This window comes from Photobacterium sanguinicancri (genome assembly GCF_002265265.1).
In the GTDB taxonomy this organism is placed as follows: domain Bacteria; phylum Pseudomonadota; class Gammaproteobacteria; order Enterobacterales; family Vibrionaceae; genus Photobacterium; species Photobacterium sanguinicancri.
Genome location: NZ_NOIF01000037.1, coordinates 14590 through 33563 on the forward strand (window position 1 = coordinate 14590; position 18974 = coordinate 33563).

Sequence of the window (18974 nt, forward strand, 5' to 3'; positions counted from 1 at the left end):
TTTCATCGCTCTACAGTGGGGTCTGTCGCTAACGAAAAGTCAGATTCAAGTGACATTTCTACAACGTCTTGTACCTCTTTTTTTCGTGCTCTTTTTTGTTTTTGCTCAACCTTCGCCAATAATAATAAAGGCAGGATGATTAACGCAGCTCCAATTAGCATTTCAATCTCAGGCATTTCACCAAACCACACAATGCCGACTAGCACGGCACCTAATAAACCACTGTATTCAGCACTGGCAATTTTATTACTTTCAACCGAACGATAGGCAACGACACATGTGGCGGCATAGATAAGAATAAAAAAGCTTGATCCCGCAGCAGTCAGTAAAGGCGCCCAATTCCACGCTTCACCTTCCCACAGCGCTAACCCGAATGACGCAGGCATACCAACTAGATTCGTTAACAGTAAGGTTTGTGCAACCGTCTGGTGAGTCGGTAATTTACGAATCAGCAGATTATTTCCGGCCAAGGTTAGCGCAACAACCAATGCAGAAATAGCGGCCCAATCAATGTGTGTTGGACGGATAACCACCAGCACACCAATAAAGCCAATCACACCAGTTAAAACAGACTGCTTACTCAGCTTTTCACGGAAGAAAACAAACGCCAGCGGCAGCATAATAAGAGGAGCGGCATAGAAAATGGCATTCGCAGTTGCTAGTGGCATCGAATTAATGGCGAAAACCATAAAAACAGCGCCAAAAAGCCAAATATGGGCACGAAGTGCATGCCACTTCAAACCACTGGTTAATTCAGGTAATGAACTTTTGGCACAAAATGGCAATAAAATAATCACCGCTGTTAGTTGGCGGAAAAAGACAAACTGAAACACCGCCACACCATCACCAAGTGTTTTGATCAGCGCATCAGAGAATACCGCAATTAAATTACCGACAATCAGTAACAACATCGCATAGCCGACAGATTTATTAGACATTGAACATGCTCTTAAACTTAGTGAAATTTTTATGCAGCGTATTCAATCTTTAAAATGAAGTATAATGATAAATATTACTTTAGTATGAGTTATTTCGATAATGAAACTTCCCCCACTTCGTGCTGTTCATTGCTTTGAAGCCGTCGCCCGTCATAACAGTTTTTCGCAAGCTGCCGAGGTGCTCAATGTCACTCAAAGTGCGGTGAGTCATCAAGTGAAATTACTCGAAGATTATTTAGGAAAACCACTGTTTATTCGTCAAGGCAGGCTACTTTCCCTTAGCGATGAAGGTAAGCACTATTACGATACAGTCAGTAATGCGCTACAAGATATTGCCCATGCCAGCAATGTCATAAAAGAAGGAAAAAAAAGCCAATTACGGCTAGCAATGTATAGCACCTTAGCCGTTAAATGGCTTATCCCTCGCCTTGATAAACTTCGGCAAGAATACCCAGAAATAGATCTATCTTTAACCATGGTTGCTGACGAACCCGACTTTAACGATCAGACTGCCGATTGCTTTATTACTTGTAAGCCGCCCAAAGCCAAATACACCAGTGAACTTCTTTATAACGAACGACTCTACCCTGTGTGTAGTAAGCAGGTATGGGACAAAATCAAAGACCAAGCTATGCCTGATGCACTTTGGGACTTCCCGCTTTTATCCGTAAAATCCGTACTGCCAGCGGGCAAAGAAGGTGATGATTGGCGAACATGGTGTCAATTAGGACAGTTCCCGTTACCTAACCATGCTCAAATGCACTATTTCAGCCATCTGCTACTCTCGGCAGAGGCTGCGCGCTACAATCAAGGGATCGCGCTATTGAACCACTATTTTATGACTGAAGAAGAGAATCAGCATGAATTAGTACGTATTCCATTACACGACCTTCCTACTGGTGATAATTTCTATTTCACTTATAAAGAAAGCTGTGCCGATCAACCTAATATACGCAAGCTAGGTGCATGGTTAAGGCGTCAGTGTGATGAAATGGAACCGCATTAATCCTGATTGCAGAGATTTTTATATTAGTAAAACAGCAAGCACGAATTGAAATTTTACTCATGGAATCGCAATAAATACTCTCCTAAAAGATAAAATCTTATACAATCACAATAAGTACTAAACAGAGGTTTTATAGCAAACGGTATAATACATATAGCTATATCACGCCAATTTTAAGGATAGTGAGTAGGGCTACAGCAGCATTAGCAATAAAACGATGAAGGCTTGATTACGCTTTTGTATTTTGTTGCAACTTCGCACTCGAAACCTACAGGCTTTTATGGCACATTAGCGCCAAAGTACGAGGAGATATCATGGATAAGCTATTTACAGTATTGAACAAGGTTGCCGCTTTTATGGCGATGATCATGTTTGTGATTGGTGGCGGAATGGCACTATACGTTGCTTTCTATGGGCCATAGTTCCAGTCACTAAACGACTTCAGAGCCATCACCTCCCCTCTCAAGATCACAGCCAGTTATTACTCTGATGTAGTAACTGGTTTTTATCTTTGACTCCAGACGTTCTTAATAAAAACGACCACCAATCGTATTGGTATCAAGCTGCACAGTCGGCTTAATCGCTATAGTTATAACTGTATGGCTTACAAACCTTTACCAAAGGAAATAATGTGAATTTTCTTGATCGCCTAAACATCTATTTTTATCACAAAGACAGGAATAAAAAGTGGCCTGATAACCCACCTAAAATTCTTGGTTGGCGAGATGAAGAATCACAACTGTCACGCTTTCGTATCATAGCGAAACAACACGATTTCAATCATAAAAGCGTGCTCGATTTAGGGTGCGGCTACGGTGACTTTAAGCCCTTTATTGATCAGTACTACGATATTGCGTATTACACAGGTTTCGACCAGCAGAAAGCCTTCATTCAAGAGGCGAAGATACGCCAATTAACGGCAAGTAAATTCTTTAACGCTGACTTTGCCCGAGACACTTTGCCAAAGCACGACATTGTAATTGCCTCAGGCTCTCTTAACTACCATAGCTGTGACTCTAACTACCTCGTTAATATGATCGATAGAATGTACCAAGCTGCTAATGAAGTAGTGATCTTCAATTTGCTCAATGCAAAGACGTTTCCTGAAGATACCCTGCTAAAGGGTTATCACTCCGAGCATGTCCTATCTTATTGCCGCAACTTATCAAGCGACTGCTATATCGAGGACAAATATTCTAAAGACGACTTCACGGTTGTATTAAAAAAATCTAAAACCCCCACCTGAAATACCACCAAAATCGATCAAAAAAGGATTGGCACTACTGCCAATCCTTCTCAGTCTGAAACTTCAATCTCTATACCTAAGTTGATTACTCATACTCTGACGCATAGGTTTCTTCATAAGTGTGAGAGTAAAGCTCGAATAAATTACCAAACGGGTCTTCTAGGTAAACCATTTTAGCTTGATTATTATCATCTTCAGGGTGGTAACGCATAATGTCCATACGTACTTTGCCGCCAAATTCTTCTGTACGTGCAATCACACCATCAAAATCATCGGTTTGCAGACAGAAATGGAAAATACCAATTCGAGAAAAATCAACTTCATGTCGTGCTTGGCGCTCTTTCATTTCAAATAACTCAACACCAATGCCATCGGTTGTGACTAAATGCGCAATGTTGAAACCTTTAAAGCCTTCACCAAAAACAGCGATACACATACGACCGATTGCAGTCTCACGTTCTTCTTCAACTTTGGTATTACCCATCACGATTTTAAGACCCAGTGCATTGGTATAAAACTCAACGGCTTTATCCATGTCACCCACCATGATACCTACGTGATTCATTTTCATAACTAGCTCCAGATTCAATATTCGGTTCGCGTTTTGTTTCGATGGAGTGAGTATATGGAAAGCTAATGATTACTTGAAATTATCAAATTTTATTTAAATGATAATTTAAAATTATAATTGAACATCTAAGAGCTAGTGAGTTCTTTAACCAAAAAATCCAACCATGCTCTTATATGGGGCTTGGGATATTCCATACCCTTGTAAACAGCAAAAATTTCACCGCTATCATGCTCAGAAGATCTCGCCGTCCAGATAGGTAGTACTTCTACCAGCTGCTGAGATTTCAAATACGGCTCCACCATCCATGTAGAGAGTAGTAATACACCCGATCCGCATAACGCAGCGCTTAGCAATGGCGAGCCCCCTCGTGACGCTAAATTGCCGCTAACGGGAACGCGCCGCTGCTCTGTATCATTCGAAAAGTAGAAATAATTGCGCTGCCGTGCATGACTTATTAATAAGCAATTGTGGTGTTGTAAGTCTTCAGGCTGTTTAATTTCAGGATGAGCAGCAAGATATTCAGGCGTTGCCACCAAAGACGTAAGGTTTGGCATTAACTTACGCGCTTTCAAATTACTGTCTTGTGGTGTACCAATGCGAATCGCGATATCTATATTCTCGCTGTGCAAATCAACCATGTGATTATCTAAATCAATTTCCACTTTCACTTTTGGATATTGCGCTAAAAAACGAGGTAATAAAGGAGCTAGAACCAAATTACCAAAGCTTTCAAATACTGAAATACGCAGCATTCCTTGCGGCTCAGCGCGGTCCCCTTTCATCTCTGAGATTAACTTATTGGCATCAAACAATAATTTTATCGATTCTTGATAAAAATACTCACCTTCTTCGGTTAAAGATACGCTACGCGTACTACGTCTAAACAGTGTTGATTGCAGCGTATGCTCCAGGCTATCTATTGATCTAGATATCGAGGACGGTGCCATATTTAGCGCCAGCCCTGCTTTGGAAAAACTACCCGATTCGACAACCTGCGCTAATATTCTAATTTGATTTAACATTTCCCACCTTTGCGAATTACGCAAAACTTATTTAGGTTCAATAGCTATTCTGCACTCAGGTATTTTAGCGCACAATTCATCTTGTCGATAAGACGCACCAACTTATAAATCAACTCCATATATAAATTTATACTAAAGGTAACATTATGAATAACCGTATCGCTATCGCAGAAGTTCAACCTAAAGCACTAACCGCTATGCTAGGTCTGGAAGGTTACCTTGCTACTACCGAATTAACGGCTGCATTAAAAGAGCTAATCAAACTAAGAGCCTCAATGATTAACCAATGTGCATATTGCATTGAAATGCACACAAAAGCGGCATTAGAGCTGGGTGTGGAACAACAAAAGATTTTTGCACTTTCTGCATGGAAAGAATCACCACGTTTTGACCAGAAAGAGCAAGCACTGCTGCAATTAGTCGACGAAATGACACTCATTCACCAAGTCGGTGTTTCTGATGCAACTTACCAAGCTTGTATTGCGCACTTTGGTGAGCAACAAACAGCTCAAGCTATGATGCAAACCATCACAATCAATGCATGGAATCGCTTTGCGCTTGCGACCAAAATGCAGCACTAATTTTGAATTACCCTTAATTACCTGTGATTAAATAAAATTACTATTTCGGAATAAATAATGAATACAGTGGAGATGTTAGGGTACGCAGCATCGATAATGATTGCTCTATCACTAACAATGAAAAATATCGTGAAACTGCGTGTTCTCAATTTTATTGGTTGCATGCTTTTCACTACCTATGCGTTGCTGATTAACGCATGGCCTGTCGCGGTAACGAATGGCTTTATCGCCTGTGTTAATGTTTACTTTCTTCTAAAAATACATAACGAAAAAGTCAAACTTCCACACTCCATTGCATAGAATATAAACATAGCCAAAGCGCGATTTATGAAAAATGGCCTAAAGGACAAACCCTTTAGGCCATTTTCTGAATTGCACTGTTATATAGTTGCGCTGTTATATAATTGTCCTGTGATACCAAGCTAATTAAGTTAGTTCACTCCAAGCTTACATCCGCATACCGCCATCCACTTCAATGACGCGGCCGGTTAGGTAATCATTTTCAAGAATGAACTTAACGGTATGGGCAACCTCGCCAGCATCACCAATACGTCCTAGTGGCACCATTTTATCAAGCCGTTCTATGGCTTCTGGTTTAAGCTGATCCGCCATGGCTGTTTTGATAACGCCTGGCGCAATCGCAGCTGCGCGGATCCCGTATCGGCTTAGCTCTTTCGCCCAACATACCGCCATCGTCGCTACTGCTGCTTTTGATGCCGCATAGTTAGTTTGGCCAATATTCCCCGCCCGTGCCACACTCGAAATATTAATGATCACCCCTTGGCGCTGAGTCTCTATCATTTTCGCTGCGGCTTCACGGCCACATAAGAAGGTACCGTTCACGTTCACATTCATCACGGTAGTAAACTGCTCTAATGACATCTTCGACAAGACACCTTCTTTTTGCTTAACCAATAACCCATCTCGAAGTACACCCGCATTATTGATTAAACCATCAAGCTGACCAAAATCTTCAACAATATTGCTAAATGCGGTTTCAACATCAGCCTCATTGGTCACGTCTGTTTTGTAAATCATGGCGCGAGCACTGAGCATGTGGCATTGGTCTTGCGTTTGACGAAGGGCCTCTTCATTCACATCAATTAAGGCGAGATCTGCCCCTAGCTGTGCCAATGTGATTGCCATCATTTGACCTAATCCTTGTCCTGCCCCCGTTATTGCAATCACGCTCTCTTTAATATCCATGGGCGAAAATCCTTCTCACTATTTCTTTGAATACATTTTAAAAATACTCGAAAAGTCTAGTGCTTCATTTCCTCTCGCATTGTGAAACGCGTATAAGTTTCGGGCTAAACTGCCCATCGGGATCGCACTTTGGCTTTTTAGAGCAGCATCAGCCCCTAGCCCTAAGTCTTTTAACATCAGCTTACTCATGAAACCGGGCTGATACTGGTTACTAGCGGGCACGTTTGGCATAACACCAGGGCAAGGATTATAGAGCTCTAACGCCCAGTTACGCCCTGAGCTTTGCAACATGATATCGGACAACACTTTAGGGTCGAGCCCGTTATCTATACCCAGACTAAGGGCTTCACAGGCACCTGCCATTTGTATTCCCAGCATCAGGTTATTACAGATTTTGGCCATTTGACCGTCACCAGCCTGCCCTGCATGGAAGATATTCTTACCCACATGTTGGAGAACTTTCTGTGCTTGCTGAAACCCAATGTTCGACCCACCGACAATAAACGTTAGAGTGCCCGCCTCTGCCCCTGCCACACCACCAGAAACAGGCGCATCGACAAACTCCAACGCTTTATTGTGGGCTTCATTAGCAACTAATCGTGCTGAGTCAGGATCTATGGTTGATGAATCGATTAAGAAAGTATTCGCACTCACCATGTTGAGTAAACCAACACCACCGTGATGATCACCTAAATAGACTGCGCGAACATGTTCACCCGCAGGTAGCATGGTAATGACAGTATCGACGCCTTTTACAGCATCTTCCAATGAATGCGCAACGACCGCCCCCAGAGGCGATAATGCTTTCGCGGCCGTTTCATTAATATCGAAAACGCGAACAGAACAACCTGCTTTGAGTAAGTTTTTCACCATAGGTGAACCCATGTTACCAAGGCCAATAAACGCAATCGTATTCATGATGACTCCTATTCTTACAGGGATGCTAAAGCACAAAGCGCGATTCAACGGGGTAACTCACATTCCATCTGAGTCCAATTTCAACTTTCGATGTTCAAAAACCATTGCTCGTTAAACCAGCTAATGGATGACTCTCTTCTGGCCATAACGACGTAAATAGCGTGTCAATAACGCTGACTTCGACTTGCTCAACCGTAGGAAATAACCATTTAGGATCACCGGTTTTATCGATTAAACGCGCACGAACACCTTCTTGAAATTCCCCTAGTTCACCACAGCGAACCGATAAACTCAGTTCTAGTCGAAAACAGTCGGCGAGATCTAGGTGGGCATACTGGGTGACTTGACGAAAACAGATATGTGCCGATATAGGGCTACCTGCCGCCATGGTCGCTTTTGCCCTTTCCATCCATTTATCGTTAGCGATTAATGCATGAATATTGCTTGAGATCAGGTGAAGATCATCGACCATGCATGCAGCTTGGATCTGATCGAAATAAGGCGCTAATTGCTTAGTTGGAAGTACAAGATCAGTTTGCACAGCCACACTCAAATTCACCAGCGCTTGATCCACCAACAAGTGAGGGTTATCACTGGCTTGCCAAGGAAGTTGAATCAGCTCGTCCAACAACTGATCTTTATGATCAACGGGAATAATATGCTCAGCAATATCGAGCGCCAGCGCATCAGAGGCATTAATCACAGCACCTGTCAGCCCCAAGAAAAGGCCGATCCCCTTCGGCAATTGATTTAAGAACCAGGTTCCACCCACATCGGGGTATAAACCGATAGTAATTTCGGGCATCGCAAGTTTAGATCGCTCAGTGAGTACACGGTGACTCGCGCCCACATACAAGCCAATTCCACCGCCCATGACAATACCATCCCCCCAAGCAATGATAGGTTTGCTATAGGTGTGGATCAGGTAATCGCATTGGTACTCTAACGTGAAGTAGCGCGTCAGAAACTCGCTCGCCTGAGTGTGCGGATTATCTTGATGTTCGGCTTGATCCTCACTTTGATGCTTTTGAGCATCACTCTGAGAGGCTCCTTCATACATGGCATGGTACATCGCTCTCACATCACCACCCGCACAGAATGCCTTGTCGCCTGCACCACACAGTACAACACAGCTAACCATATCATCGCGTTGCCATTGCAACAGTTGATGATAAAGTAGCTCAATCATTTCGAAACTTAATGCATTTAACGATGCTTGGTTATCGAGTTCAGCCACCCCAATTAAGTGACCACTTTTCGATGCAAGCAATTGAAAGTTAACTGTGCCCGCCATAGCTATCCCTCACTTATTCATTGTTCTAATTAATACTTCTTACTGGGTATTTATTACTGCTACTGATTTTTCCATTGCGGTGAGCGCTTTTCTAAAAAGGCTTGAACGCCCTCTTGCTGATCTTCGGTATCAAATAAGCGTACAAACAATTCTCGTTCTTTCATTAAGCCATGTTGATGCGATTGTGAACGGCAGTTTTGGATCAATGCCTTACAGGCTGTTACCGATGAAGGCGACTGACTCCCCACCGACTTGGCAAGCGCTAGTGCTGCATTCACACTCTCACCCACCTCAACCACTTCTTCGACCAATTTAATAGTTAATGCCTGCTCTGCACTTATCTGTTCACCACATAAAATAATACGTTTTGCCCAGCCTTCACCCACCAGCCAAGTGAGGTTTTGCGTACCCCCCGCGCAAGGCAATAGTCCGACTTTAGCTTCTGGCAGTGCCATCACAGCTTGCGTTTCCGCTATACGAATATCACACGCTAACGCCACTTCTAAACCACCGCCCATCGCGTAACCATTAATGGCCGCAATAGACACCCCACGAAATGCAGAGAGTGTTTCAAAGGCTTCGCCAAACAACCGTGCCATATCAAGCGCAACCGCTTTGTTACCATCAGCAAAGAGTTTTAAATCCGCACCTGCGGAGAAAAACTTACTACCTTCACCTGTGATCACGCAGGCATAGATATTTTTATCCGCATTGAGCGATTCAATGATCTGCTTAAATTGAATCAGGCTGTCAGCCGTCCAAGTATTAGCAGGCGGATTATTCAGTGTAAGCAAGGCGACATGTCCATGCTGCTCAGCCTTTATCGCACTACTCTTTTGTTGTGATTGAAATTCAGGCTTCATTATTCCCCCTCAGCTACCCCTGATTCTTAATGCTCGGTTCTTGACCGACTAAAGCAAATCAACACCCTCGCTTAGCACCCTGCGGGCGATGATCAAACGCATGATTTCATTGGTACCTTCTAAAATTTGATGCACACGAACATCACGACAATAACGCTCAAGTGGGTATTCTTGAATATAGCCATAACCACCAAAGATCTGTAAGGCTTGATCGCACACCTTAAAACCCACATCAGTCGCATAGCGTTTTGCCATGGCGCAATAAGCTGTTGCTTCAGGATCTGCTTGATCCAATTTAAAAGCCGCATAGCGCACTAGCTGTCTGGCGGCAATCAACTCAGTTGCCATATCTGCCAATTTGAATTGCAGCCCTTGAAATTGGGATAACGAACGGCCAAATTGCTTACGTTCAGTCATATATTGTCTTGCCTGATTTAAGGCCTGCTGGGCAGTACCAATCGAGCATGACGCGATATTAATCCGTCCGCCATCAAGCCCTTTCATGGCGAAAATAAACCCTTCTCCTTCCTTACCTAACAAAGTAGTGGCTGACACTTTCACCTTATCAAAAGTGACTGAACGCGTTGGTTGGCTATGCCAGCCCATCTTGGGCTCTTTTCTGCCATAGCTGATCCCATCGGCATGCGCATCCACCACAAAGGCAGAAATTCCTTTCGCTCCCGCCTCACCTGTTCGTGCCATCACCACCAATACATCGGTATCACCAGCACCAGAAATAAAGGCTTTCGCGCCATTTATCACATAGCCATCATCTTGCTTGGTGGCCGTAGTGGTTAATGCCGCCGCATCTGAGCCAGCGTTCGCTTCGGTCAAGCAGTACGAACCAAGGTATTCACCCGTAACAAGCTGCGGGCAATATTGAGATTTCGCCTCTTCAGTACCGAAACTCGCGATCATCCATGTCACCATGTTATGAATCGTCATAAAAGCAGTGGTAGAGGTACAGCCCATCGCAAGTTGTTCAAAAACAATAGAAGCATCAAGGCGATTTAAGCCCATGCCGCCACTTGATTCCGCAGTGTAGAGACTCATAAAGCCCATTTCACCCGCAGCTTTCAATACATCTTTAGGGAAAATACTGTTCTGATCCCACTCAGCAGCCATGGGTAACAGCTGCTGGTTCGAAAACTGTTGTGCGGCTTCCGCGAACGCACCTTGGTCATCGGAAAGATCAAAGTTCATGGTAACTCCTCACTTCTTCAGGCGTAGATCGAGTAACGGCAACGCGCCACTACCGCAACTGAATGGTCATGTTCAATGCCGCTGGAATATCATCATCAAACCAACGGGCGGTAACCGTTTTAGTTTCGGTATAAAAGCGAACGGCTTGCTTACCGTAAGCATGTAAATCACCATAGAAACTGCCACGCCAGCCCGTGAATGAAAAGAAAGGTAGTGGTACAGGAATAGGTACATTTATCCCTACTTGTCCCACTTGAATATGATGCTGGTATTTACGTGCAGCCGCGCCACAGGCCGTAAAGATTGACGTACCATTGCCGTAAGGGTTTGCGTTAACCAAGGCTATCGCTTCTTCCAAGCTATCAACCGTCATGCACAATAAAACAGGGCCAAAAATCTCCTGTTGATAAATCGCCATGTCCGTCGTTACACCGCTAAATAGAGTCGGTGCGAGCCAATTTCCTTGCTCAAACCCGTCTACGCTATAGTCACGCCCATCAAGTTCACAAATCGCTCCCTGCTGCTTGCCTTGCTCGATAAGGTTAACAACGCGCAACTTTGCAGCCTCACTGATCAAAGGGCCATACGCGGCAGATTCGTCATCCCATACACCAGGGGTCACTTTTGCCATTGCCGCTTTTAAATCAGGAAGCCAGCTATTGGCTTCACCAACAAACACAGCGACAGAAATCGCCATACAACGCTGCCCAGCAGCCCCTACCGATGCCCCTACCAAGTTATTAATGACTTGACCCTTATTGGCATCAGGCATCACAACCATATGGTTCTTAGCCCCAGCAAACGCTTGTACCCGCTTAAAATGAGTAGTCGCCGTTTGATAGATGTATTGCGCCACAGGCACAGAGCCAACAAAAGACACGGTTTTAATATCAGGATGAGCGAGCAGCTGATCAACTTGACCTTTTTGACCATGAACAACTTGCAGTACACCTTTAGGCGCCCCCGCTTGCTCAAAAAGTTCGGCTAATCGCATCGCAGTAAGCGGCACTTGTTCCGACGGTTTCAACACAAAGGTATTGCCACAGGCGATCGCCATTGGAAACATCCACAATGGGATCATGGCTGGAAAGTTAAAAGGCGTAATACCGCTGCACACGCCTAATGGCTGGATCAATGAATAACTGTCAATATCTGTGGCAACATTCTCAACCGTTTCACCCATCATTAGGCTTGCAACATTGGCGGCTTGCTCAACAACTTCTATCCCGCGCCACACATCCCCTTTCGCATCGACAGTGGTTTTTCCTGTCTCAAACGAGAGTAAGTTCGCAAGTTCATCATGGTGGGTTTTGAGTAGATGCTGATAATTGAGCATTAATCGCGCCCGTTCAGGCGTCGCAACTTCTTTCCACTCAAGAAACGCAGCTTGAGCATGGGCAATTGCGCGATCAATCTCAGCTTCAGTAGCACAAGGGAGTTGAGCGATAACATCATTTGTCGCAGGGTTGGTCACATCAATCCATTGTTTGGATTCAGATTGACGAAATTCGCCTTCAATATAGAGGGGTACAGACTGAACCATAGTTATTTCCTCGCCGGGACCTCAATTGCGATCGCCGTTGCTTCACCACCGCCAATACACAATGAAGCTATGCCATAAACCGCACGGTTTTCACCTTGGTTGATTAAGGTCTGTTGGTATTGTTTTAACGCATAAATTAACGATACAAGAATACGTGCACCACTCGCGCCAATTGGGTGCCCTAACGCACAAGCCCCGCCATTCACGTTCACCTTATCGGCACGGATCCTAAGCTTGTCGATTGCAATTTGAGTCACCACAGCAAACGCTTCGTTGATCTCCCAACGATCAATTTGATCAGCCGACCATCCCAGATTTTCCAATAACTGCTGGCAAGCAAAAGCAGGTGCAATCGTAAATTCATTTGGCGATCGGGCATGGCTCGTATGGCCATGCATACGGGCAAGTTCATGGTAGTGCTGCTGATTCGCGGTCTCTGCATCCATTAAGATCAAGGCGGCAGCGCCATCTGATATCGCGCTGGAATTAGCCGCCGTTAGTGTGCCTTGCGTGGCAAACACTGGCTTAAGTTGCGCTATTTTGTCGAGTTTGATTTCACTTGGATGTTCATCGTCCGCAACGATATGAGGCTGACGTGCATCAGGCATTACGATAGGAACAATTTCATCCATAAACATGCCATTACCTTGTGCGGCGAGTGCACGCTTGGCTGAGCGGATTGCCCACTCATCCATTTGCTGGCGGGTAAAGCCATAATCATCCGCGGTCTGTTGCCCATAAACGCCCATCAAGTGCCCTTCGAACGCGTCTTGTAATCCATCGAAAAAAAGGTGGTCAAGACTCGTTTGATGACCAAGCCTAAAGCCTTTCCGTGCGTTTTGTAGCAGGTATGGCGCATTGGTCATGCTTTCCATTCCCCCTGCGACAATACAGTGACTATTGCCTAATTGAATTTGATCAAACGCCAGCATCACGGTTTTCATGCCAGAGCCACACACTTTATTAATCGTAGTTGCGGATACTGAGTTAGAAATGCCTGCATTTAATGCCGCCTGACGAGCAGGAGCTTGCCCACAACCAGCAGTTAATACGCAGCCCATCAGCACTTCATTTACAAGCAAGTCATGAGCTGATTGATCATAGCTAGGCTGAGCATTAGCAGAAGGAGCACGATTCATGGGTTCATCGGGCATATCTGTGGAAGTATCGACATCAGCGGGCTTGGAGGATAGTGCTTGCTCAAGCGCAGCCGCTATTGCCCAGCCGCCCAATTCAGGGGCAGACAATCCACTCAGTTCACCTTGAAAGCTCCCCATCGGGGTGCGTTTAGCCGCGATGATTGAAATAGGTTTCGTCATGACATCGTCCTTTCGATTTCTTGACGTTTACGTAAGCATAGCACTAACATTTACGTTAACGTAAAGAAACAAATTGCAAACATTTGCACCTACACAGGTCCACACAGAGAGTCCCATCGGGTCAGCTTCGAAGGTTTTTTTATAGAGTTTAGCTAAGCACGACTCTTCTAGACTGTGGCCTTCTAATCGATGGAATATAGGAGTGCTACTGTGGAAACGTTCAAGATCAGCGAACTGGCGAAAGAGTTCGATATTACAACGCGCAGTATTCGTTTTTATGAGGATGTTGGGTTACTTGCCCCTACGCGTAATGGCACAACGCGTATCTACCAACGACGCGACAAGATCCGCTTAAAGCTGGTGTTACGTGGCAAACGACTGGGATTTTCGCTGGCAGAAATTCGTGAATTATTTGAGCTATACGATACCGACCAAAGTGATACTCAACTCAATCAAATGTTACTCATCATTGATGAGAAACAGGCTGTTTTGCAGCAACAGCTTAATGACATCAACATTGTCATGAGCGAGTTAACAGCGGCTCGGCAACGCTGCCTACAAGCAATAAAAAAATAAAACCGCACAACCTAAATAGTGAACAAGTAACACGAATAGACAACTGTAATAGATAGGCGTTAGCGATATTCAATGACATTCCTCACTACTGCGAAAGCCGTAACAATATGAGAGGGAACACCATGATAGATGCTTTCACTCCACTCAACTTTGGCCTTGGTGAAACCAACGACATGCTCCGTGAACATGTCGCTGGATTTGCCTCTGATACCATTTCACCTCTGGCGGCCGATATTGACCGTGACAATCAGTTCCCCAATCAACTTTGGTTAAAATTCGGCGAAATGGGACTACTCGGCGTCACCGTTGATGAGCAATATGGTGGCGCGAACATGGGTTACGTTGCCCACGTTATTGCCATGGAAGAAATTAGCCGCGCATCCGCATCTGTTGGGCTAAGTTATGGCGCCCACTCTAACCTTTGTGTAAATCAAATTTTTCGCAACGGTAACGATGAACAGCGTGCACGCTTACTGCCCGAATTGATCAGTGGAGAACATGTTGGTGCGCTGGCAATGAGTGAAGCCAATGCCGGTTCCGATGTTGTTAGCATGCAATTAAAAGCCGAGCAACAAGGCGACGATTTCATACTCACGGGCAGCAAAATGTGGATCACCAATGGTCCAGATGCTGATGTATTAGTGGTGTATGCCAAAACAGAGCCCACAGCAGGCGCACACGGTATTACTGCTTTTATTATTGAGCGGGAGTTTGAGGGTTTTAGTCACGCCCAGAAGCTCGATAAACTCGGGATGCGCGGCTCAAACACTTGTGAGCTGGTGTTTGATCATTGCCGTGTTCCTGCCGCAAATGTGTTGGGTGAAATCAACCAAGGCGTCAATATTTTAATGAGCGGCTTAGATTACGAGCGCGTAGTTTTAGCTGCAGGGCCATTGGGGATCATGCGTGCTTGCCTCGATTTAGTCATCCCCTATGTTCACGACCGCAAACAGTTTGGCCGCGCCATTGGCGAATTCCAGTTAGTACAAGCCAAAGTCGCCGACATGTATACCCGTATGAATGCCGCTCGAAGTTATGTTTACACCGTCGCCGCAGCCTGTGATCGTGGCGAAACCACCCGCAAAGATGCCGCTGGCGTTATTTTATATAGCGCAGAACTCGCCACTCAACTCGCTCTCGATGCGATTCAATTACTCGGCGGGAATGGCTATATCAATGAGTTTCCCGCGGGACGTTTATTGCGAGATGCAAAACTGTATGAAATTGGAGCAGGCACCTCTGAAATACGTCGCATGCTAATTGGCCGAGAATTATTTGATGAGTCTCGCTAAGGAAAACGATATGACTCAAATCCAAAGCAAAATAGATCCGAATGATCCTCTGTATGTCACCAACTACAAAATAATGACCGTAATGCTGGAAAACCTTAACGCCAACCTACGCCATATAGAAAAAGGTGGTGGCGACAAAGCGCAGCAGCGGCAAATTAGCAAAGGAAAGCTACCAGTCAGAGAGCGGGTAAAAACGTTATTAGATCAAGACAGTGAGTTTTTGGAAATTGGCCAATTTGCCGTATGGCGAGTGTACGATGAGTCTATCCCTTGCGCAGGTGTTGTCGCAGGTATTGGTACAGTTGAAGGCATCACCTGCATGGTGATCGCTAACGATCCTTCTGTTAAAGGCGGCACCTATTACCCGCTGACCGTCAAAAAACACCTCCGCGCCCAAGAAATAGCTGAACGCTGCCAGCTACCCTGTATTTATCTGGTCGATTCAGGTGGCGCCAACCTTCCCCACCAAGCGGAAGTCTTCCCTGATCGTGACCATTTTGGCCGAATTTTTTATAACCAAGCGCGGATGTCAGCTAAAGGTATCCCACAAGTTGCGGTTGTCCATGGCCTATGTACCGCAGGTGGAGCATACATTCCTGCCATGGCAGATGTTGCTATTATCGTCAAACAACAAGGCACCATATTTCTCGCTGGCCCACCGCTAGTCAAAGCAGCAACAGGTGAGATCACCACAGCAGAAGCCCTTGGTGGCGCAGAGGTTCACTGCATGAAGTCAGGCGTTGCTGATTACTATGCGAATGATGAACACGATGCCTTACGCTTAGCACGCCAAGCCATTCGCACTAGCAATTCTCAGCCCGCGATAACGATAGGTTCTGCTGGTGCAGTTACCCCACCCAAATACGATATGGATCAGCTCTATGGCATCACCAACACTGATCTACGCAAACCTTTTGATATTCGGGAAGTTATTGCGCGAGTGGTTGATGGATCTGAGTTTGATGAATTTAAAGCGCTATATGGCAATACCCTTATTTGTGGATTTGCGACCCTTCATGGTCACCCTATTGGTATCGTCGCCAACAATGGCATCTTATTCTCTGAATCGGCTCAAAAAGGTACCCACTTTATCGAGCTCTGCACCAAGCGCAAAATACCCCTCGTTTTTCTACAAAACATCACTGGGTTTATGGTGGGGAGCCGCGCCGAAGCAAAAGGGATTGCCAAAGATGGCGCCAAAATGGTGATGGCCGTTGCTTGCGCTGATGTACCTAAATTCACCGTGATTGTTGGTGGGTCTTACGGCGCAGGAAACTACGGTATGTGTGGTCGCGCTTATAACCCCACTATGATGTGGATGTGGCCTAACGCCCGAATTTCGGTCATGGGCGGTGAACAAGCTGCTGGCGTATTGGCACAAGTGACACGCGATATAAAACAGCGAAAAGGCGAAACATGGAGCGATAAGCAAGAAGCCGCATTTAAACAACCTATTCTTGAGCAATACGAACAAGAAAGTCACCCTTATTATGCCAGTGCACGATTATGGGATGACGGCATCATAGATCCAAAGCAAACGCGCAATGTACTCAAACAAGCCCTAAATGCAGTGGCTAACGCCCCTATTCCTGATAGTCAATTTGGTATTTTCCGCATGTAATAAGAGGGCGACATGAACATCAATCACACATCATCAAACCAGTTACAGCCGCAATCAATAGTGTTAAATATAGAAAAGAACGGGGTTGCCTATCTGACGCTTAATCGGGCAGAGAAACACAATGCATTTGATAGCAATATCATCGCTGAATTGATTGAGCAGCTCACCATACTCAATAACAACCCCAATATTCGCGCTTTAGTACTGCAAGCCAATGGTAAACACTTTTCGGCAGGGGCTGATTTGCAATGGATGCGATCTATGGCAGATAAGACACCAGAAGAAAATCAGGAGGATGCCGAAAGACTCGCCCTGCTCATGCATCGATTAGATACCTTCCCTCACCCTACACTGTGTTTAGTACAAGGTTGTGCCTTTGGCGGCGCATTAGGGCTTATTTGTTGCTGTGATATGGCGATAGCCAGCCCTGATAGTCAATTTTGTTTGAGTGAAGTGAAGCTTGGCTTGATCCCCGCCACTATTGGCCCTTATGTCACCCGTGCGATAGGCATACGCCAAGCTCGTCGCTATATGCTTACCGCTGAAATAATAGAAAGCCAAGTCGCACTTAACCTAGGATTAATCCATATTTCGACAACCAATATTGATCAAGCACGCGACGAGTGGCTCCAACACATTCTTGCCAACGCACCGATAGCCCTTAGTGCAGCTAAGTCCCTGTGCCAAGCCTGTGACGCCGAACATATAGATGAACACCTTCGTCAAACCACCAGCGAAATGATTGCGACCCTGCGAGTCTCACCTGAAGGCCAAGAAGGCATCAGTGCATTTTTCGAGAAACGCCCACCAAATTGGCAACCAAAGCCAAGCCAAAAAAATGAGGATAAGCACAATGAGTGATTACCCTAGTCGCGTGTATATTGCTGAAATGGGTGCTCGAGATGGCTTACAAAATGAGCCTCTTGTCGGCACCCAAGCTAAAATTTCGCTTATTAATGCACTGTCACAGTCAGGGTTAACCCATATTGAAGCAGGGGCATTTGTTTCACCCAAGCGTGTTCCTCAGATGGCTGACTCCGCACGCGTTTTCCAACATATCGAACGTAAAACGGGGGTCACCTACTCGGCTCTCACACCCAATATTCAAGGCTATAACGACGCAATGGCTGTTAATGCAGAGCAAGTGTCTATTTTCACCTCTGCATCAGAAGGTTTTTGCCAATCCAATATTCATTGTTCGATATCAGAAAGCTTAGAGCGTTTTATCCCTGTAATGGAGCAAGCAAAACTAGATGGTATTAAAGTGCGCGGCTATCTCTCATGTGTGATCGATTGCCCTTATGATGGCGCAACCTCGCCACAGCAAGTTGCTCACATTGCCAAAAAGCTTTTTGATTTAGGCTGCTATGAAATTTCACTCGGCGACACGATTGGAACAGGGACACCTATCAGAATAGGACGCATGCTGGACGCGGTGCTGAATGTTATCCCTCGCCATCAAGTCGCAGTGCACTTTCATAACACATGGGGACAAGCATTAGTTAATGTGCATCAAGCACTTACTATGGGTGTAGCTACCATTGATTCAAGTGTGGCGGGATTAGGCGGTTGCCCTTATGCCCCCGGTGCGAGTGGCAATGTGGCGACAGAAGATGTTTTATATTTGTGCCAAGGGCTAGGCATCGAAACAGGTGTGGATTTAGAGATGGTGGCAAAAGCTGGGTGGGGAATATGTCAAGCTTTAAAGGCTCCCCCTCACTCAAATACCTCATTAGCGTTATTCAGCAAGCCTAGTTGCTGTCTCTTACACATCT

General features: G+C 45.3%; 20 protein-coding genes. 10 read left to right on the forward strand and 10 right to left on the reverse strand.

The features are described 5' to 3' along the window. Positions 1-2 precede the first annotated feature (2 nt). A complete protein-coding gene (locus ASV53_RS08120; RefSeq protein ID WP_094956737.1) occupies positions 3-938 on the reverse strand; it encodes a DMT family transporter in 936 nt (311 codons plus the stop codon). 100 nt (positions 939-1038) lie between these two features. Here ASV53_RS08120 and ASV53_RS08125 point away from each other — a divergent pair, with 100 nt between their 5' ends. The 3 genes from ASV53_RS08125 to ASV53_RS08135 all read left to right on the forward strand — a co-directional run bounded on the left by ASV53_RS08125 (position 1039) and on the right by ASV53_RS08135 (position 3190). Next, on the forward strand, positions 1039-1944 hold the full coding sequence (locus ASV53_RS08125; RefSeq protein ID WP_062691208.1) for a LysR substrate-binding domain-containing protein: 906 nt from the start codon (positions 1039-1041) through the stop codon (positions 1942-1944). A gap of 314 nt (positions 1945-2258) precedes the next feature. Continuing rightward, a complete protein-coding gene (locus tag ASV53_RS08130; protein WP_062691207.1) occupies positions 2259-2366 on the forward strand; it encodes a hypothetical protein in 108 nt (35 codons plus the stop codon). A 209-nt stretch (positions 2367-2575) separates the two neighbouring features. After that, positions 2576-3190 carry a methyltransferase domain-containing protein gene (locus tag ASV53_RS08135; RefSeq protein ID WP_062691206.1) on the forward strand — a complete coding sequence of 205 codons (615 nt, stop codon included), beginning with the start codon at positions 2576-2578 and terminating at the stop codon, positions 3188-3190. A gap of 85 nt (positions 3191-3275) precedes the next feature. Here ASV53_RS08135 and ASV53_RS08140 read toward each other — a convergent pair whose 3' ends face one another. Both ASV53_RS08140 and ASV53_RS08145 read right to left on the reverse strand, forming a co-directional pair. Continuing rightward, positions 3276-3761 (reverse strand): VOC family protein, encoded by a 486-nt coding sequence (locus tag ASV53_RS08140; RefSeq protein ID WP_062691205.1) that lies wholly within the window; start codon positions 3759-3761, stop codon positions 3276-3278. Between the two features lie 125 nt (positions 3762-3886). After that, a complete protein-coding gene (locus ASV53_RS08145) occupies positions 3887-4783 on the reverse strand; it encodes a LysR family transcriptional regulator (protein ID WP_094956738.1) in 897 nt (298 codons plus the stop codon). A 146-nt stretch (positions 4784-4929) separates the two neighbouring features. Between ASV53_RS08145 and ASV53_RS08150 the strand changes: the two genes are divergently transcribed. Continuing rightward, the gene (locus tag ASV53_RS08150; RefSeq protein ID WP_094956739.1) at positions 4930-5364 is read left to right on the forward strand and encodes a carboxymuconolactone decarboxylase family protein; all 435 of its coding nucleotides are present in this window, start codon (positions 4930-4932) and stop codon (positions 5362-5364) included. Between the two features lie 57 nt (positions 5365-5421). After that, positions 5422-5664 (forward strand): YgjV family protein, encoded by a 243-nt coding sequence (locus ASV53_RS08155; protein ID WP_094956740.1) that lies wholly within the window; start codon positions 5422-5424, stop codon positions 5662-5664. A gap of 147 nt (positions 5665-5811) precedes the next feature. Here the strand turns inward: ASV53_RS08155 and ASV53_RS08160 are convergent, their stop codons facing one another. From ASV53_RS08160 to ASV53_RS08190, 7 genes are all read right to left on the reverse strand, one after another. Then, positions 5812-6570, reverse strand: a complete 759-nt coding sequence (locus tag ASV53_RS08160; protein WP_094956741.1) for an SDR family oxidoreductase — start codon at positions 6568-6570, stop codon at positions 5812-5814. An 18-nt stretch (positions 6571-6588) separates the two neighbouring features. Beyond that, entirely contained in the window at positions 6589-7488 is a 900-nt protein-coding gene (mmsB, locus tag ASV53_RS08165) for a 3-hydroxyisobutyrate dehydrogenase (protein ID WP_094956742.1), read from the reverse strand. A 94-nt stretch (positions 7489-7582) separates the two neighbouring features. Continuing rightward, the gene (locus ASV53_RS08170) at positions 7583-8782 is read right to left on the reverse strand and encodes an enoyl-CoA hydratase/isomerase family protein (RefSeq protein WP_094956743.1); all 1200 of its coding nucleotides are present in this window, start codon (positions 8780-8782) and stop codon (positions 7583-7585) included. 59 nt (positions 8783-8841) lie between these two features. Then, positions 8842-9645, reverse strand: coding sequence for an enoyl-CoA hydratase (locus ASV53_RS08175; RefSeq protein WP_094956744.1), 804 nt, complete (start codon positions 9643-9645; stop codon positions 8842-8844). A 48-nt stretch (positions 9646-9693) separates the two neighbouring features. Further along, positions 9694-10848, reverse strand: a complete 1155-nt coding sequence (locus ASV53_RS08180; RefSeq protein ID WP_094956745.1) for an acyl-CoA dehydrogenase family protein — start codon at positions 10846-10848, stop codon at positions 9694-9696. Positions 10849-10897: 49 nt separating this feature from the next. After that, positions 10898-12391, reverse strand: coding sequence for a CoA-acylating methylmalonate-semialdehyde dehydrogenase (locus ASV53_RS08185; protein ID WP_094956746.1), 1494 nt, complete (start codon positions 12389-12391; stop codon positions 10898-10900). Between the two features lie 2 nt (positions 12392-12393). After that, positions 12394-13710, reverse strand: coding sequence for a thiolase family protein (locus ASV53_RS08190; RefSeq protein ID WP_094956747.1), 1317 nt, complete (start codon positions 13708-13710; stop codon positions 12394-12396). A gap of 210 nt (positions 13711-13920) precedes the next feature. Here ASV53_RS08190 and ASV53_RS08195 point away from each other — a divergent pair, with 210 nt between their 5' ends. The 5 genes from ASV53_RS08195 to ASV53_RS08215 all read left to right on the forward strand — a co-directional run. Next, positions 13921-14286: a MerR family transcriptional regulator gene (locus ASV53_RS08195; protein ID WP_062691199.1), complete on the forward strand. Its 366-nt coding sequence runs from the start codon at positions 13921-13923 to the stop codon at positions 14284-14286. A 122-nt stretch (positions 14287-14408) separates the two neighbouring features. Then, positions 14409-15578 (forward strand): isovaleryl-CoA dehydrogenase, encoded by a 1170-nt coding sequence (locus ASV53_RS08200; protein WP_094956748.1) that lies wholly within the window; start codon positions 14409-14411, stop codon positions 15576-15578. A gap of 10 nt (positions 15579-15588) precedes the next feature. Beyond that, a complete protein-coding gene (locus ASV53_RS08205; protein ID WP_094956749.1) occupies positions 15589-17199 on the forward strand; it encodes a carboxyl transferase domain-containing protein in 1611 nt (536 codons plus the stop codon). Between the two features lie 12 nt (positions 17200-17211). After that, the gene (locus ASV53_RS08210; protein WP_094956750.1) at positions 17212-18060 is read left to right on the forward strand and encodes an enoyl-CoA hydratase-related protein; all 849 of its coding nucleotides are present in this window, start codon (positions 17212-17214) and stop codon (positions 18058-18060) included. Then, a partial coding sequence (locus ASV53_RS08215) for a hydroxymethylglutaryl-CoA lyase (protein WP_094956751.1) occupies positions 18053-18974 on the forward strand: 922 nt, incomplete at its 3' end. The genes ASV53_RS08210 and ASV53_RS08215, both read left to right, overlap by 8 nt.

Bases quoted from the DNA above. Each gene is read 5' to 3' on its own strand.
- ASV53_RS08120 (WP_094956737.1), bottom strand. From the start codon at position 938: ATGTCTAATAAATCTGTCGGCTATGCGATGTTGTTACTGATTGTCGGT.
- ASV53_RS08125 (WP_062691208.1), top strand. From the start codon at position 1,039: ATGAAACTTCCCCCACTTCGTGCTGTTCATTGCTTTGAAGCCGTCGCC.
- ASV53_RS08130 (WP_062691207.1), top strand. From the start codon at position 2,259: ATGGATAAGCTATTTACAGTATTGAACAAGGTTGCCGCTTTTATGGCG.
- ASV53_RS08140 (WP_062691205.1), bottom strand. From the start codon at position 3,761: ATGAAAATGAATCACGTAGGTATCATGGTGGGTGACATGGATAAAGCC.
- ASV53_RS08145 (WP_094956738.1), bottom strand. From the start codon at position 4,783: ATGTTAAATCAAATTAGAATATTAGCGCAGGTTGTCGAATCGGGTAGT.
- ASV53_RS08150 (WP_094956739.1), top strand. From the start codon at position 4,930: ATGAATAACCGTATCGCTATCGCAGAAGTTCAACCTAAAGCACTAACC.
- ASV53_RS08155 (WP_094956740.1), top strand. From the start codon at position 5,422: ATGAATACAGTGGAGATGTTAGGGTACGCAGCATCGATAATGATTGCT.
- ASV53_RS08160 (WP_094956741.1), bottom strand. From the start codon at position 6,570: ATGGATATTAAAGAGAGCGTGATTGCAATAACGGGGGCAGGACAAGGA.
- mmsB (WP_094956742.1), bottom strand. From the start codon at position 7,488: ATGAATACGATTGCGTTTATTGGCCTTGGTAACATGGGTTCACCTATG.
- ASV53_RS08170 (WP_094956743.1), bottom strand. From the start codon at position 8,782: ATGGCGGGCACAGTTAACTTTCAATTGCTTGCATCGAAAAGTGGTCAC.
- ASV53_RS08175 (WP_094956744.1), bottom strand. From the start codon at position 9,645: ATGAAGCCTGAATTTCAATCACAACAAAAGAGTAGTGCGATAAAGGCT.
- ASV53_RS08180 (WP_094956745.1), bottom strand. From the start codon at position 10,848: ATGAACTTTGATCTTTCCGATGACCAAGGTGCGTTCGCGGAAGCCGCA.
- ASV53_RS08185 (WP_094956746.1), bottom strand. From the start codon at position 12,391: ATGGTTCAGTCTGTACCCCTCTATATTGAAGGCGAATTTCGTCAATCT.
- ASV53_RS08190 (WP_094956747.1), bottom strand. From the start codon at position 13,710: ATGACGAAACCTATTTCAATCATCGCGGCTAAACGCACCCCGATGGGG.
- ASV53_RS08200 (WP_094956748.1), top strand. From the start codon at position 14,409: ATGATAGATGCTTTCACTCCACTCAACTTTGGCCTTGGTGAAACCAAC.
- ASV53_RS08205 (WP_094956749.1), top strand. From the start codon at position 15,589: ATGACTCAAATCCAAAGCAAAATAGATCCGAATGATCCTCTGTATGTC.
- ASV53_RS08210 (WP_094956750.1), top strand. From the start codon at position 17,212: ATGAACATCAATCACACATCATCAAACCAGTTACAGCCGCAATCAATA.